The sequence below is a fragment of the Phytomonospora sp. NPDC050363 genome (assembly GCF_040655735.1).
GTDB lineage: Bacteria > Actinomycetota > Actinomycetes > Mycobacteriales > Micromonosporaceae > Phytomonospora.
Genome location: NZ_JBFAKK010000009.1, coordinates 187116 through 201683 on the forward strand (window position 1 = coordinate 187116; position 14568 = coordinate 201683).

The 14568-nt window shown below is 72.2% G+C and carries 13 protein-coding genes; 3 read left to right on the forward strand and 10 right to left on the reverse strand.

Going from position 1 to position 14568, the window contains the following annotated elements; all coding sequences use genetic code 11:
* Nucleotides 1–109: 109 nt before the first annotated feature.
* Nucleotides 110–1207: a branched-chain amino acid aminotransferase gene (locus AB0I28_RS24590; RefSeq protein ID WP_357497259.1), complete on the reverse strand. Its 1098-nt coding sequence runs from the start codon at nt 1205–1207 to the stop codon at nt 110–112.
* Between the two features lie 208 nt (nt 1208–1415).
* Nucleotides 1416–2456: a 3-isopropylmalate dehydrogenase gene (locus AB0I28_RS24595; protein ID WP_357496975.1), complete on the reverse strand. Its 1041-nt coding sequence runs from the start codon at nt 2454–2456 to the stop codon at nt 1416–1418.
* Nucleotides 2457–2636: 180 nt separating this feature from the next.
* Here AB0I28_RS24595 and AB0I28_RS24600 point away from each other — a divergent pair, with 180 nt between their 5' ends.
* The gene (locus AB0I28_RS24600; RefSeq protein ID WP_357496977.1) at nt 2637–3545 is read left to right on the forward strand and encodes a hypothetical protein; all 909 of its coding nucleotides are present in this window, start codon (nt 2637–2639) and stop codon (nt 3543–3545) included.
* A gap of 9 nt (nt 3546–3554) precedes the next feature.
* Nucleotides 3555–3923 carry a YrdB family protein gene (locus AB0I28_RS24605; protein ID WP_357496979.1) on the forward strand — a complete coding sequence of 123 codons (369 nt, stop codon included), beginning with the start codon at nt 3555–3557 and terminating at the stop codon, nt 3921–3923.
* A 10-nt stretch (nt 3924–3933) separates the two neighbouring features.
* Here AB0I28_RS24605 and AB0I28_RS24610 read toward each other — a convergent pair whose 3' ends face one another.
* Complete coding sequence (locus tag AB0I28_RS24610; RefSeq protein ID WP_357496981.1) at nt 3934–4230, reverse strand: S1 RNA-binding domain-containing protein; 297 nt, start codon at nt 4228–4230, stop codon at nt 3934–3936.
* Nucleotides 4231–6683: 2453 nt separating this feature from the next.
* Here AB0I28_RS24610 and AB0I28_RS24615 point away from each other — a divergent pair.
* Entirely contained in the window at nt 6684–7085 is a 402-nt protein-coding gene (locus AB0I28_RS24615) for a VOC family protein (RefSeq protein ID WP_357496983.1), read from the forward strand.
* A 15-nt stretch (nt 7086–7100) separates the two neighbouring features.
* Here the strand turns inward: AB0I28_RS24615 and AB0I28_RS24620 are convergent, their stop codons facing one another.
* The 7 genes from AB0I28_RS24620 to AB0I28_RS24650 form a co-directional block, all read right to left on the reverse strand.
* Nucleotides 7101–9194, reverse strand: coding sequence for a DEAD/DEAH box helicase (locus tag AB0I28_RS24620; protein WP_357496985.1), 2094 nt, complete (start codon nt 9192–9194; stop codon nt 7101–7103).
* Nucleotides 9195–9271: 77 nt separating this feature from the next.
* Nucleotides 9272–9763: a hypothetical protein gene (locus AB0I28_RS24625; RefSeq protein WP_357496986.1), complete on the reverse strand. Its 492-nt coding sequence runs from the start codon at nt 9761–9763 to the stop codon at nt 9272–9274.
* Between the two features lie 64 nt (nt 9764–9827).
* Nucleotides 9828–11471 carry a phosphoglycerate dehydrogenase gene (gene serA / locus AB0I28_RS24630; RefSeq protein WP_357496988.1) on the reverse strand — a complete coding sequence of 548 codons (1644 nt, stop codon included), beginning with the start codon at nt 11469–11471 and terminating at the stop codon, nt 9828–9830.
* Between the two features lie 199 nt (nt 11472–11670).
* The gene (locus AB0I28_RS24635) at nt 11671–12372 is read right to left on the reverse strand and encodes an SDR family NAD(P)-dependent oxidoreductase (RefSeq protein ID WP_357496990.1); all 702 of its coding nucleotides are present in this window, start codon (nt 12370–12372) and stop codon (nt 11671–11673) included.
* A gap of 14 nt (nt 12373–12386) precedes the next feature.
* Nucleotides 12387–12842 (reverse strand): hypothetical protein, encoded by a 456-nt coding sequence (locus AB0I28_RS24640; RefSeq protein WP_357496992.1) that lies wholly within the window; start codon nt 12840–12842, stop codon nt 12387–12389.
* Nucleotides 12843–12860: 18 nt separating this feature from the next.
* The gene (locus tag AB0I28_RS24645) at nt 12861–14069 is read right to left on the reverse strand and encodes a cytochrome P450 (protein WP_357496994.1); all 1209 of its coding nucleotides are present in this window, start codon (nt 14067–14069) and stop codon (nt 12861–12863) included.
* Between the two features lie 116 nt (nt 14070–14185).
* Entirely contained in the window at nt 14186–14560 is a 375-nt protein-coding gene (locus AB0I28_RS24650; RefSeq protein ID WP_357496996.1) for a nuclear transport factor 2 family protein, read from the reverse strand.
* Nucleotides 14561–14568: the final 8 nt, after the last annotated feature.

The window sequence follows — 14568 nt, forward strand, 5'->3', positions numbered from 1 at the left end:
TGTCCACTTAGCAGCTTATGTGCTCTGGGCAGCCGATTCGCCGGGCACCGCATAAAGAACGCGGCCCCCGGCACGTCATGTGCCGGGGGCTCCTGAGACCGGTTTCCGGTCAGGCGACGCGGGTGATCCAGCCGTGCTTGTCGGGGGCGATCCCGTGCTGGATGTCGAGCAGCGCCTGGCGCAGCTTCATGGTCAGCTCACCGGCCTTGCCGCCGCCGACCTCGATGTCGCCGGAGTGGCCTTTGGCGACACCGATCGGCGTGATCACCGCGGCGGTGCCGCAGGCGAAGACCTCGGTGAGGCTGCCGTCGGCGGCGTCGGCGCGCCACTCGTCGATCGAGTACGCGCGCTCGACGAAGGTGTAGCCGAGATCGCGGGCGAGGGTCGCGATGGCGTCACGGGTGATGCCCGGCAGGATCGTGCCGAGTTCCGGCGTGACGATCGTGCGCTCGGCGTCGTAGACGTAGAAGACGTTCATGCCGCCGAGCTCGTCGACGTACTTGCGGTGCACGGCGTCGAGGAAGACGACCTGCTCGCAGCCCCGCTCGATCGCCTCGGCCTGCGGCAGCAGCGAGGTCGCGTAGTTGCCGCCGCACTTGGCCGCGCCCGTGCCGCCGGGGGCCGCGCGGGTGTAGTCCTCCGAGACCCACACCGAGATCGGCTTGGGGCCCTCCTTGAAGTAGGCCGCGGCCGGGGAGGCGATCACGCAGTACAGGTACTCCTTCGCCGGGCGCACACCCAGGAAGGCCTCCGAGGCGAACATGAACGGCCGCAGGTACAGGCTCGACTCGGCGTCGGCCGGGATCCACGCGCGGTCGATGTCGATCAGGCGCTGGAGCGACTCCAGGAACAACTCCTCCGGCATCGCCGGCATCGCCATGCGCGCCGCCGAGGTGACGAAGCGCCGGGCGTTCTCGCGGGCACGGAACAAGGTCACGCCGCCGTCGGGGCAGTGGTAGGCCTTCATGCCCTCGAAGATCTCCTGCGCGTAGTGCAGGACGGCCGTGGCCGGCGACAGCGAGAGCGGGCCGTAGGGCTCGACCTGAGCGCTGTGCCAGCCGATGCCCTCGGTCCACTTGATGGTGACCATGTGGTCGGTGAAGGTCTTCCCGAAACCCGGGTTCGCCAGCACGGCGGCGCGGTCGGCGTCGGAGGCCGGGCTGGGGTTCGGCCGGATTTCGAACGTGGGCAGCTCGGCGCCGATCATGCGTGGACCTCCGGTGGCGATGTTCTCAAGCTTCGGGATGGGGTGGGTCCCGGTGCGGGCCGGGACCGTCATGGTGCTCTCCATGTCAACTTACCGTTCGTTCAGGAGCGCTGGAACCCCGCCACCGAAGGCGCACGCAAGAGGCGCCCGGCGGAGGGATCCGCCGGGCGCCCGTCAAGTGTGGTTACACGTGCGAGACGCGGGCGGGTCAGCCGAGGATCTCGGCTACCCGCGTGGCTACTCGGTCGCCGACCGCGTCGGTGCCGATCCGCTCGCCGGAGGTTCGCTCGGCGAGTTCGGCGGCGACGGCCCGGGTCACCGCGGTCGCGGCGTCTCCATGGCCGAGGTGTTCGAGCAGGAGTCCCGCCGACATGATCGCCGCGACGGGGTCGGCGACCCCCTTGCCGGCGATGTCGGGGGCCGACCCGTGCACCGGCTCGAACATCGAGGGGTGCGTGCGGTCGGGGTTGACGTTGCCGGAGGCGGCGAGGCCGATGCCCCCGGTGACGGCGGCGGCGATGTCGGTGAGGATGTCGCCGAAGAGGTTGTCGGTGACGATGACGTCATAGGCCTGGGGGCGGGTCACCAGGAACATGGCGGCGGCGTCGACGTGCTGGTAGTCGGTGGCGACGTCGGGGTAGTCGGCCGAGACGTCGGCGAAGGTGCGGCGCCACAGGCCGCCGGCATGGGTGAGCACGTTGGTCTTGTGGACGCAGGTCACGTGCTTGCGGTCACGGCGGCGGGCGCGCTCGAAGGCGTCGCGGATGACGCGCTCGGTGCCGTAGCGGGTGTTGAGGCTCTCCTCGGTGGCGATCTCGGCGGAGGAGCCCTCGTGGAGGGTCCCGCCGGCGCCTGCGTAGAGGCCCTCGGTGCCCTCGCGGACGACGACCAGGTCGATCTCGCCGGGCTTGATGTCGGCGAGCGGGCTGGTCGTGCCGGGCCACAGTCGCGACGGGCGCAGGTTGACGTACTGGTCGAAGTCGAAGCGCAGTTTGAGCAGCAGCCCTCGCTCCAGGACGCCCGGCGGGACGCTGGGGTCGCCGATGGCGCCGAGCAGGATCGCGTCGTGGCCGTCGAGTTCGGTCACGACCGACTCGGGCAGGATCTCGCCGGTGGCGTGGTACCTGCGGGCGCCGAGGTCGTATTCGGTGGCGGTGTAGCCGGGCAGCGCGATGTCGAGGACCTTGCGCGCCTGCGCGGTGACCTCGGTACCGATGCCGTCGCCGGGGATGACCGCGATCGCTGTCACCGAATGACCTCCTCGTCGGGTGGTGCAGAGTCTTGGGGGCGCCTTGCGGCCGGTGGGCCGCTTAACGCGGATTCAGGCGGCTGAATCTACTGCACCATATCGAGTCGTCCCGAATGGCGGCCACGATGTCCCATATTATGGACGGCGGAACCGTGTCCGGCCGCCGCTCGTCTCAGCCGCATGAACCGTGTGGCCCTCATCGTTCCCCTCCTGTTCGCCGCCGCCCTCCTCACCGCGTGCGAGAACGAGGGCATGGCCTGCGGGGCGGGGGCCGTCGCGCAGGCCGGGACCTGCAAACCGGTGCCGCCCGAGCAGTACAGGCTCGACGCCGAGGTCGTGGAGTTCGTCCCCGACCACCGGGCCGGCCGCTTCCCCGGTTCGATCGCCGACGCCCCCATCGACGTGGCCCTCCTGCACGGATGGAACACCGGCACCGAGGGCGGCGACGCCGAGCCCCGCGACCCCGCCACCGCACTCGACGCCGCCGCCGAGCCCGGGATGAAGTACGTGGCGCTGTCGGCGAGCACCGGGTGCCGGCTGACGGAGTCGGTCGAGCTGTATCTGCGCGGCGGCAACGAGCTGGTGGCGCGGTTCGAGGGCGGGGAGGACCACCAGGAGTGCGTCCGCGCCCACGACGCCTACGCGCAGTTCGCCGTGCCCGCCGAACAGGTCGCCGGGGCCCTGTACGTCGAAGGCGCGAAACCCGTCGCCCCCGAAGGACCCGGCGTACTGAGCCACTTCGTGCCCCTCGGCGTCCTCGACGCCTCCGCCGCCGGCATCGAGCCGATCCGCCTCGGCGGCGACACCGGCGGCGAACTGCGCGAGGCGCTGCTCACCGCCGGCGCTGCCGACGAGCCCTTGCGCGAGGCCCTCGCTGACCCACCGGCCGACTACGGCGGTCTGGCGTTCGTGCTGGACGGATGCGCCGAGGACGGCGCGAAGTTGCTGCTGGGGCCGCGGGTGATCAGCGCCGAACTGACCGGGGACGACGACGCCGACTGCGAGGTCCCCGCGTGGTTCCTGGCGGTGTTCACCGTCGAGAACGCCTACGCCCAATGGGACGCACGGCTCGCGATCTTCGGCCGGTAGCTTCTCGGCATGTCGTTGAACCCCGTCATGCTCGGCGTGCGTTTCGTTCTGGAGCTGTGCGCCCTCGCCTCCTTCGCCGCCTACGGGTGGCGCGAGTTCTCGTCGCCGTGGAAGTGGGTGCTGGTGGTCCTGCTCCCGGTGATCGCGGGTGCGGCGTGGGGGACCTTCGCGGTGCCCGACGACCCCAGCCGCAACGGGAAGGCCACCGTGCCGGTGGCGGGCTGGGTGCGCTTCGGCGTGGAGTTCCTGGTGCTGTGGGGCGGGGCGGCCGCGCTGTGGGCCGGCGGGCTGGGGAAGCTCGCGCTGGTGTCGGCGGCGGTGCTGCTGGTGTACTACGTGCTGGCGTGGGACCGGGTGGTGTGGCTGTTCTCGCGGTAGGCGGCCGGGGTCAGTCTCGCGGGGCGGAGAACGCGATCCTGCGGCGAGGCAGGTCGAGTTCGGCGACGGTGACGGTGAGCTGGTCGCCGACTTGAAGGTCACGGGGATGCCCGGCCTCGTCGGCCAGGTCTCGTCGGCGGATCAGGCCCTCGACGCCCTCGGCGACGCGGACGAAGACGCCGAAGCGTTCGATCGCCGCGATCGTGCCGGGGAGGCGCTGGCCCGGGGCAAGGTGGGTGAGGAAGGTCCAGAGTTCGGGATTCTCGGGTTGGCCGCCCAACCCGGGGGTGTTGGTCGTGGCGGTCATGCCGCAAGCGTGCCAGGCGAATGGTGTGGCCGTCTCGGCGAGCTTCACTCGGATCACGCGGGGCCGGCCGCTGGTCGAACGGCGTCGCTTCGGAGTGTGAGGACGGGGGCAGGGGGTGGGGCGGCGGGCGGATGTGGGGTCACGGCCGCGCCTCCACCACCGCGTCTTCTCACTCTGTGCCTGGAAGCGGCTGGCTTACCGAGGCGTCCGTGGATGCGGCCTGGTTCCTGCCGGGGCGAGCGCAGAGGGCTGGCAACGACTGCGAAGCGGCCGACGGCGGGGCGGGGAGTTCGCCACACTGGCGTACCGGCGAGCGGCGCGTCCGCGACCGGCCCGGAGCGGGGCGGGGCCGGGAGGGGATCCGCGAGGGCGGCGGAACGGCCGACGGCGGGGCGGGGAGTTCGCCGACCCGCGAACCTGCGGGCTTGCGCGAGCGCGTCCACGATCAAGTCCGGGATGGGCCGACGGAGGCCGCGAACGGCCGTTGGTGAAGCAGGAGGATCGCCGACCTGCGAACCTGCGAGGCGGCAGGGTCGCGCCCGCGCTCCGGCGCTCGTCCTGTGGCGTGGGCGGCGGAGTCGTCAGTGACGGGAGAGAAGCCCTGAGCGCCGCATGGCGGCTGGTTCCCCGACCCGCTGGAAAGCGAGGTGACGCGACCCCACCGGCGTTCGGCTGGAACACGCAAGGCTTTCGCCGGCCGGCGTGCCTGATGGTCGGTACAGGCGCACCCGCGATCCGACCCAAGGTGGAGCTGGCGAAAGCCGCGAAGCGGCCGACAGTGGGAGTTCGCCGACTCGCGTACCCGCCGAGCGCCACGGGCTCGTCCGCACCCCGGCCCGGGATGGAGCCGGCGACGGCAGCGGCGTCTGCCGGCGGAGCGGCGAGTAGCGAGTGGCGACCCGCGAGGCATCAGCGCGATCCGGCGCGGGTGGAGCCGGCGAAGGGCGATGCGGCCGTCGGCGGAGCAGGGAGTTCGCCCCTCGCGCACCCAAGCACCGGCCCGAACCGGCGCGGAGTGGAGCCCGCGAAGGCCACGACGCGGCCGTCGGCGGAGCAGGGAGTTCGCCCCCTCGCGCACTTGCGGGCGGCGCGGGCGGACCGGCGATCCGGCCCAGGTGGAGCCGGCGACGGCAACGGCGTCCGCTGGCGGAGCGGCCAGTCCGGTGGGCGCGGCGACAGGCGTTCCTGAGCGGCACACGAGCGATCCGGCGCCGGGGGGAGCCGGCGAAGACAGTCGACAGCCCGCCGGTGCGGCAGGGAGTGCGGCGACTGGCATACCCGGGAGGCGGCACAGGCGCGTCCAGGCGCATCCAGGTTCCGTCCCGGGGTGGGAGCGAAACTCGGCGAAGGCTGCGGAACGGCCGCCGGTGGGGAGTTCGCTGTCTCGCGCACCTGGGGGCATGTCCGCGCCCCGGCCCGGGGGGGGAGCTGGCGAAGGCTGCGGAGCGGTCCGGCGGCAGCGGGGCCACCGATTCGCCCACCTGCGCGCGGCACGGGCACGGGCGCGGTCCAGTGCGGAGGGGTGGTGGAGTCGGCGAAGGCCGCAGAACGGCCACCGACGGGGGGCGGTTCACCCACTCACCCCCCTGCGCGCACGTCCGCGATCCAGTCCAGGTGTAGCGGGCGAAGGCTGCGAAGCGGCCAGCGGTGGAGCGGGGAGTTCGCCGTTGCCGGACTGCGGGGCGGCGCGGGGAGCGATCCGGCGCTCGTCGCAGCGGCGGGGCGGCGTGGGCGGCGGAGCCGGCTCGGTGGCGAGCGAGACGGGTCCCGGGCGCAGCGTGACGGCGGGTTCGCCGACCCGCTTCCAAGCGGGCGGCGCGACCTGGCGTGGCTGCGGTGGCCGGCCGAGGGAACGCGGGTCAGCGCCTTGCCGGAGGAACGATGGGCGGAGATCACGGCCTGTCGGGTGCGGGCGATGTCAGGGCCCGGGGTCCGTTCACGGCTGGATAAGGCGGCGGCCGCGGAAGGCGTGGCCTCGGGGATCGCCCCGCCGTGATGTGCATCGGCCACGAGGAAGCAGGGACGGACAGTGTGGCTTTAGCGTGGCGAAGACCGTAAGCACGAGCCGAGCGGGCCCCGGCGATGCGAGCAGACAGCGGCGGGGCCCCCTGGAAATGGACCGACCGGCCGCCTGCCGCCAGAGCCCGCGGCCCACGGCTACGCAGCTCGCGACCTCGCCGCTCCACGGCGTCGGGCTCCACGGCCCCTCGGCGTCGGGCTTCACGGCGTCTCAGCGTCATGGCTCCTCGGCTCCTCGGCTCCTCGGCCCCACGCCCATACGCCCTCGCCCCACGACTCAGTGATCCCCCGCCGCCCCCGCCGCCCCCGCCGCCCCCGCAGCCCCGCAGCCCCGCAGCCCCGCAGCCCCACAGCCCCACAGCCCCGCCGGCCATGATCGCCGGGTGTAGGGTTCGGTCGTTTCGGCCGATCCCTCGCCTTGAGTAGGAGTCCACATGGGCGGTTTCCATCACGTCGAACTCTGGGTACCCGACCTGGAGGCGTCCCGGGAGAGCTGGGGCTGGCTTCTCGGCGAACTGGGCTGGACGCCGTATCAGGACTGGAAGGGCGGCTGCTCCTGGCGGCTCGGCGACGCCTATCTCGTGATGGAGTGCTCGGTGGCGATGACCGACTGCGGCCACAACCGGCTCCGCCCGGGCCTGAACCACCTGGCCTTCCACGCCGAGGACGTGGCGACGGTCGACCGGCTGGTCGCGGAGGCGCCCGCGCGGGGCTGGGAACTGCTCTACCCCGAACGGCACCCGTACGCCGGCGGGCCGGAGCACTACGCCGCCTACCTCTCCGACCGGCACGGCTTCGAGGCCGAACTGGTGGCGAGCAGCGCCCTGGAGGACTGAACCCCCGACCTCCCCTTATCCCGTCAGGGCCATGACCAGTGGCACGACGCCTTCGGCGCCGGCCTCGCGCAGGAGGCGGCCGGCGACGGTGACGGTCCAGCGGGTGTCGACGACATCGTCGACGAGGAGCACCTTCCCGGTGACCTCCGGGAGGCCGGCGGCGACCTCGTCGGGGACGGTGAGAGTGCCCCAGACCGCGGACACGCGGCGGGCGCTGTTGAACTGGCTGCCGGGCGACCCCGCCCGGTACTCAAGGGCACCGAGGTAGGGAATGCGGCCGACCTCGGCGATGCGTCGCCCGGCCGAACCCAGCAGGACGGGTCTGCCGCTCGACGCCATCGACACCACCGCGCCCGGTCTGCCGATCCCCCATCCCTTGATCAGGTCGAGGAGGGCGGCGAGGACGTCGTCGGGCAGTTCGCCGTCGGGCGTCTGCGGATCCAGCAGCGAGCGGACGCGCTGCCCCCAGCCGACGTAGAGGTTCGGCGCGAGCGCACGGCCCTCCTCGGCCTGGAGCTCCGGCTTGATCTTCCCGCTGAGCCCCAGCTCGCCCAGCCCGGACGGCCACATGCGGCGGGGCGCGATCTCGGCGCCCGGCCGGTAGAGGCGCCCGCGGGCGCTCTCGGCGGCGGTCTCGCTGACTTCGGCGTCGACGCGCTCGCCGGTGCAGTTGTCGCAGCGACCGCATGGCGCGGCCTGCGGGTCGTCGAGCTGCCCGCGCAGATAGGCCATGCGGCACTCGCTCGTGTCGAGGTAGGCCAGCATCGCGTCCTGCTCGGCGCGGCGCTCCCCGGCGATGCGGGTGTAGCGCTCCGAGTCGTAGGTCCAGGGCTGCCCGGTGGCCTCCCACTTGCTGCGGGGGAGTCGGCGGACGGCGCCGTCGACGTCGAGCACCTTGAGCATCATGTCCAGGCGGGAGCGGCTCAGGTCGAGGTGGGTCTCCAACTGCGGCACCGACATCGGCTCGGCCAGCAGCGACAGCGCGGCGGTGACGATCCGCTCCGGTGGGAAGGCCATCGACGCGAAGTACGCCCAGATGTCGGTGTCCTCCTTGCCCGGCAGGAGGATCACCTCGGCGCGGTCCACGCCACGGCCGGCGCGGCCGACCTGCTGGTAGTACGCGACCGGCGAGGAGGGCGCGCCGAGGTGGACGACGAAGCCGAGGTCCGGCTTGTCGAAGCCCATGCCGAGGGCGGAGGTCGCCACCAGCGCCTTGACCTTGTTGTCGAGGAGGTCACGTTCGGCGAGCAGCCGCTCGTCGGCGTCGGTCTTGCCGGTGTAGGCGCGCACCTCGTGGCCCTGCTCGCGCAGGTATTCGGCCGTCTGCTCGGCCCCGGCCACCGTGAGGGAGTAGACGATGCCCGACCCGGGCAGGCGCCGCAGCCGCTCGGCGAGCCACGCCAGGCGGGTCGGCGCGTCCGGGGTGCGCACCACCGACAGGCTCAGGCTCTCTCGTTCCAGGGTGCCGCGCAGGACGAGGGTGTCCTCCCCCAGCTGCTCGGCGACGTCGTGGGAGACGCGCGCGTTCGCCGTGGCCGTGGTGGCCAGCACGGGGATGCCCTCGGGCAGGCCGTCGAGAAGGTCGCGGATGCGGCGGTAGTCCGGGCGGAAGTCGTGGCCCCAGTCCGAGACGCAGTGGGCCTCGTCGACGACGATGAGCCCGGCGTCCTTGGCCAGACCGGGCAGGATCGCCTCGCGGAACTCCAGGTTGTTGAGCCGCTCGGGGCTCACCAGCAGCAGGTCCACCGAGCCGGCGGCCACGTCATCGCGCACGCGGTCCCAGTCGTCCATGTTCGACGAGTTGATGGTGGCGGCGTGCACACCGGCCTTGGCCGCGGCGTCGATCTGGTTGCGCATCAGGGCCAGCAGCGGCGAGATGATCACGGTGGGCCCGGCGCCGGCGGCGCGAAGCAGCGCCGTGGCCACGAAGTAGACCGCCGACTTGCCCCAGCCGGTGCGCTGCACCACCAGCGCCCGTTTTCGCTTCACGACCAGGGCCTCGATGGCCGTCCACTGGTCGGCCCGCAGCGTGGCCTCGGGACCGGCGAGGTCCCGGAGGTGGGCTTCGGCGCGGGCGCGGAGATCGATCTGGGGCGCGATGTCAGTCATGTGATCCTTGATAGCAGTGGGCTACGACATTTTCGCTCTGCGTGACGGCGGATGCGGCTCGGTCCAGCATGACACCGCTACAGCGACCACCAGCAGTAGAGGTGCTTGCCCTCGGTGCGCGCCCTGCGGGTCAGGGCGATCAGGCCCTCGATGAACCACTCCACGTCGGGGCCGGTGACGCCCTCGCCCCACTCCTCGATCGTCGCCCATCTCGCCGCCACCGCGGCGACCTCCTCGTCGGCAATGTCGGCGAGCGCGTCGCGCAGCCGGTCCTTCGACTCGTGGACGGAGGCCTCGACGCCGTGTTCGGCGAGGAAGGCCCTGCGCAGCTCGGGGTCTTCGGGGACTTCGCCGCCGGGCGACCAGAGCCAGGACTTCTCGTCGTCGCCGATGTCGAGGAAGTCGGCGCCGGTGAGCTGCTCGCCGAGCTGCCCGAGCATGACGACCGGGTCGACGCCTTTGGCCAGGAGCATGTCCTCGGCGGGGAGGTTGCGTTCGGGGCCGCTTTCGATTATCTCGGCGGTGATGTCGTCCCGTTCGGCGATGAAGTACTCGGTGAAGACTCCCATGCCCTCAAGGCTAGGTCGCGCCACCGACGAAAACGGCCCCGGAGTCTTTCGCCCGGGGCCGTCCTCATTTGCGTCCTAAGTCGTCCGACAGCGTCACGGCGGTGGCGCGGGCGGTGCCCACGGCCGCGGCGACGCGGTCGAGGAGGTCGGCGGGCAGGTCGGCGTCGACGGCCACGATCATCAGGGCCTCTCCCCCGACCTCGCGGCGCGCGACCTGCATCGCGGCGATGTTGATGCCGACGTCGCCGAGGGCGCCGCCGAGCACGCCGACGACGCCGGGGCGGTCGGTGTAGCGCAGGATCAGCAGTGGGCCGTCGGCTTCGAGGTCGAGGTCGAAGCCGTCGATCTCGGTGAGCTTGAGCACTCCGCGCGGGCCTGCGGTGACGGTGCCGGAGACGCTCGTGGCGCGGCCGTCGGTCAGGGCGCCGCGGACGGTGACCTGGTTGTGGAACTCGGCGCTCTCCGGGCTGGTGAACAGTCCGACGTCGACCCCGCGCTCCTTGGCCAGCAGCGGCGCGTTGACGTAGGTGACCTGGTCGGCGACACCCGCGAACAGGCCCTTGGTGGCGGCGAGCTGGAGGACGCTGACGTCGGCGGCGACGACCTCGCCGCGGACTTCGACGGTCACCGACTGGGCGGCGCCGCCGGACACGGCGGTGAAGACCTTGCCCAGGCGCTCGGCGAGCGGGAGCAGCGGCCGGACCTCCTCGGCGACCACGCCGCCGGTCTGGACGTTGACCGCGTCGGGCACGAACTCGCCGTTGAGGGCGAGCCGGACGCTCTTGGCGACGGCGAGGCCGGCGTTGTCCTGGGCCTCGACGGTGGAGGCGCCCAGGTGCGGGGTGACGACGACCTGCTCCAGCGGGAACAGGGGCGAGTCGGTGCACGGCTCGGTCTGGAAGACGTCGATGCCGGCGCCGGCCACGCGGCCTTCGATGATGGCGTCGGCGAGGGCCTGCTCGTCGAGGAGCCCGCCGCGGGCGGCGTTGATGATCCGCACGCCGGGCTTGACCTTGGCCAGGGCCTCCTTGCCGATCAGTCCGACGGTCTCGGGCGTCTTGGGCAGGTGGATCGAGATGAAGTCGGAGACGGCCAGCAGTTCGTCGAGGCTGAGCAGCGTGACGCCCATCTGGGCGGCGCGTGCGGGCTGCACGTAGGGGTCGTAGGCGACGACCTTGGTGTCGAATGCGGCGATGCGCGAGGCGAACAGCTGCCCGATGCGGCCGAGGCCGACGACGCCGACGGTCTTTCCGGCCAGCTCGACGCCGGTGAAGCGCGAGCGCTTCCACTCGCCCGACTTCAGCGAGGCGTTGGCGTTGGCGGTGTGGCGCGCGGAGGCCAGCAGCAGCGTAACGGCCTGCTCGGCGGCGGAGACGATGTTCGAGGTGGGCGCGTTGACGACCATGACGCCGCGCTCGGTGGAGGCGGGGACGTCGACGTTGTCGAGGCCGACGCCGGCCCGGGCGACGACGGTGAGCTTCGGTGCGGCGGCGAGCGCGGCGGCGTCGATGCGGGTGGCGCTGCGCACGATCACCGCGTCGGCGTCGGCGAGGGCGGCGTGCAGGGCGGGGACGTCGGTGCCGTCCACGTCGCGGACGTCGAATTCGGCGGTGAGGGTCGCGACCGCGGAGTGCGCGAGCGGGTCGGCGATCACGACGACGCGACGGCCGTCACGGGTGGCATCAGGGGTCAGGGAAGCATTAGACACGGCGTACCTCGCGGCCATAGACGCTGCAATAGAGACGGGGCGCGACGCTGCGCGAACCCATCGTACGGTCATTGGTAACAGGCCTCTGAACGGGTTAACCGGCCGGACATCTCCACAGTGGAGGTGGTCACGGGTGGTATAGGCCGTTTTGTCCGTGCGTGAGGACCGCTCATCGCGGCGGGTCCCAGCAGGTGGAAGATCACCAGGGCACGGGCTTCCCGTCGCGGAAGAAGCCGCCGCTCGGCCCGCCGTCGGGAAGCCGCACGGCCCACGTGACGCTCGCCGCTCCCTGCGCGACCGGCCGTCCGCCCGCGCCGCCCATGTCGGTGGCGACCCAGCCGGGGCAGACCGCGTTGACCAGCACGCCCTCGCCGCGAAGCTCGGCGGCGAGCATGCGCGTCAGGGCGTTGAGCCCGGCCTTGCTGGCCGAGTAGGCGGGCGTCCCGCCGCCCATGCCGGCGAGTGATCCCGACTCGCTGGAGACATTGACCACGCGGGGGTGGGCGCTTCGGCGCAGCAGCGGCAGGAGGGCCTGCGTGAGGCGCCAGGGCCCGTAGAGGTTGGTCTCGGCGGCCTCGCGGACGACGTCGAGGTCGGCGGTGATCGCGCGCTGCCAGGTGTCGTAGAGGATCGCGGCGTTGTTGACCAGGGCGTCGACGTGCCCATAGGCATCGGTGAGGTACTCGGCGAGCGGGGCCGGGTCGCCGGTGACGTCGAAGGGGAACGAGGCCACGCCCAGCTCGGCCGCGGCCGCTTCGGCCTTGGCCTTGTCGCGCGCGGTCAGCACGACCCGGTACCCCTCGGCGGCGAGCTGCCGGCAGATCTCGCGGCCGATGCCGCGGTTTCCTCCCGTGACGACGGCGACGGGGGCTTCGGTCTCGTGCGGGTCTCGTGTCGGCACGCGTCGGGGGCCTTTCAACGTGGGTGGGAGTGGTATAGGTGGTTCGTGGTGAATCTACCGGCCGCCGCCGGGGCTCCGTGGACGGTCACTTCCGCGGCCCTGGCCTGCCGCCTCCTGGTGGTGCCGATGGTCGGCGCAGTAGGGCTGGCCCTGACGCGGGTCGGTGCCGGGCGCATCGCGCTGGCATTCAGCGCGGCCGCGCTGATCCTGGTCGTGCTGAGCTTCGCCGGGCCGTGGCTGATGCTGCGCACCGGGCAGCCGGGCGGGGTCGTCGCCGTGTGCGTCGCCCAGCTGATCGGCTCGCTCGGGACGGTGCCGGGCACGGTCCCCGACTCGGTGCTCTCGCCGCGGATCTTCCAGATCTGGCTGCTGTTCGCGCCCTTGTCGCTGTTCGCGCTGATCGTGTTGTGGCTGCCCTCGGCGCGCCTGTGGCTCGCCGTGACAAAGGAGCGGTGGCGGTCCCCCGCCACCGCCCGGGAGGTCTTAGCTCACCACTTCACCGGCAGCGCTTCGAGGCCGCCGACCAGCATCCCCTCGCGCCTCGGCAGCTTCTCGACCGGCACGGCCAGGTCGAGGGTCGGCAGTCTGCGCAGCACGACGTCGAGGACGGCCTGCAACTCGGTGCGCGCCAGGGCCTGGCCGATGCACGAGTGCGGGCCGACGCCGAAGGCGATGTGCGTGTTCGGGGAGCGGTCCAGCCGGATCTGCTCGGCGTCGGCGAAGGCGTCCGCGTCGCGGTTGGCCGCCGCGAGGCTGGTGATCACCGTCGTGCCCGCGGGCAGTGTCTCCCCGCCGACCTCGAACGGTTCGGTGAGGTAGCGCGGCAGCCCGAACGGCGACATCGCGTCCATCCGCAGCGTCTCCTCGACGGCGGTGCGCACCAGGCCGGTGTCGGCGAGCAGCGCCTCCCAGCGGGTGCGGTCGGCCAGCAGCTGGGCGAACATCTTGCCGAGCTGGTTGGAGGTGGTCTCGTGGCCGGCCATGAGCAGGCCCTGGCCGGTGGCGAGCAGTTCGACCTCGGAGAGGCGGCCGTCCTCGGCGTCGACGACGTTGGCGAGCTCGCTGAGCAGGTCGTCGCCGGGGTCGGCGCGCTTCTTGGCGATGTGCGCGGTGAAGTACTCGGCGTACTCGCCGGTGGCGGTCTCGATCTCCTCGGCGCTGTACCTGCCGAAGCTCAGGCGGGTGCTCGACCAGTGGGAGAACTTGTCGCGGTCGCTGTCGGGAACGCCGAGGATCTCGCAGATCACCCACACGGGGAGGGGGAAGTTGAGGGCGGCGACCATGTCGGCGGGCGGCCCGTGCTCGGTCATCTCGTCGACGAGGTGCTCGGCCATGGCCTCGATGCGGGGCTTGAGCCGGAGCATGCGGCGGACGGTGAACCAGCGGCCGATGAGGCGGCGCCAGCGCTGGTGGCCCTCACCGCTCATCGGGATGGGGCTGGCCTCCTCGAAGACGACGACCCTGCTGGTGGTCAGGCGGGCGGCGTCGGGCGCGGTGAGGTCGCGGGGAAAGCGCGGGTCGGACAGGACGCGACGTACGTCGTCGTAGCGGGTGAGGAGGGTGGCCTGGTCGCCGCTGGGGAGGCGGACGTGCGCGACGGGGCAGCCCTGGCGCAGTTCGGCCCACTCACCCGGCGGCGCGATGCCCTCGGGCACCGGGAAGGGGTAGTCGCGTGGGGTCCGTTCCGTTTCGCTCATGGTGAAGACCTTTTCGACGAGTGATGATACCTCCACACTAGGTGAGCGAACGAATGGTGTCCATTATGGATTAACCAGGATCTTGCGGGGCGGCGGGCGCCCGCCGCCCCGCGAGCTCAGGCGGTGGCGCCGGCGAAGATGGACGTGTCGAAGGCGACCAGGGTCTCCTTCACGAGGCCGTCGACGAGGAGCATCCGGTCGACGCCCTCGAAGGTGCGAAGCTCGCCGCCCAGGGTCACCGCGGCGCGCCAGCTGATGAACATGTAGCCCTCATCGTTCGAGGCGGCTCGGGTGGGTTCCAGGCGCAGGTCGGGGAAGCGGGCGAGCAGTCCGGCGACACGTTCGCGCCAGCCGTCGACGCCGACGATCTGCTCGGTCTGGCCGGGGAAGCTCATGACGAGATCGGGGTGGGCGAGAGCGCCGGCCCGCTCGGGACTGGGGTCGGCCCAGAAGGTGCGCCAGTCGGCGAGGAAGTCGTCGTGATGACTCATCGGGTGTT

Bases quoted from the DNA above. Each gene is read 5' to 3' on its own strand.
- AB0I28_RS24590 (WP_357497259.1), bottom strand. From the start codon at position 1,207: ATGATCGGCGCCGAGCTGCCCACGTTCGAAATCCGGCCGAACCCCAGC.
- AB0I28_RS24600 (WP_357496977.1), top strand. From the start codon at position 2,637: ATGAACCGTGTGGCCCTCATCGTTCCCCTCCTGTTCGCCGCCGCCCTC.
- AB0I28_RS24605 (WP_357496979.1), top strand. From the start codon at position 3,555: ATGTCGTTGAACCCCGTCATGCTCGGCGTGCGTTTCGTTCTGGAGCTG.
- AB0I28_RS24610 (WP_357496981.1), bottom strand. From the start codon at position 4,230: ATGACCGCCACGACCAACACCCCCGGGTTGGGCGGCCAACCCGAGAAT.
- AB0I28_RS24615 (WP_357496983.1), top strand. From the start codon at position 6,684: ATGGGCGGTTTCCATCACGTCGAACTCTGGGTACCCGACCTGGAGGCG.
- AB0I28_RS24620 (WP_357496985.1), bottom strand. From the start codon at position 9,194: ATGACTGACATCGCGCCCCAGATCGATCTCCGCGCCCGCGCCGAAGCC.
- AB0I28_RS24625 (WP_357496986.1), bottom strand. From the start codon at position 9,763: ATGGGAGTCTTCACCGAGTACTTCATCGCCGAACGGGACGACATCACC.
- AB0I28_RS24645 (WP_357496994.1), bottom strand. From the start codon at position 14,069: ATGAGCGAAACGGAACGGACCCCACGCGACTACCCCTTCCCGGTGCCC.
- AB0I28_RS24650 (WP_357496996.1), bottom strand. From the start codon at position 14,560: ATGAGTCATCACGACGACTTCCTCGCCGACTGGCGCACCTTCTGGGCC.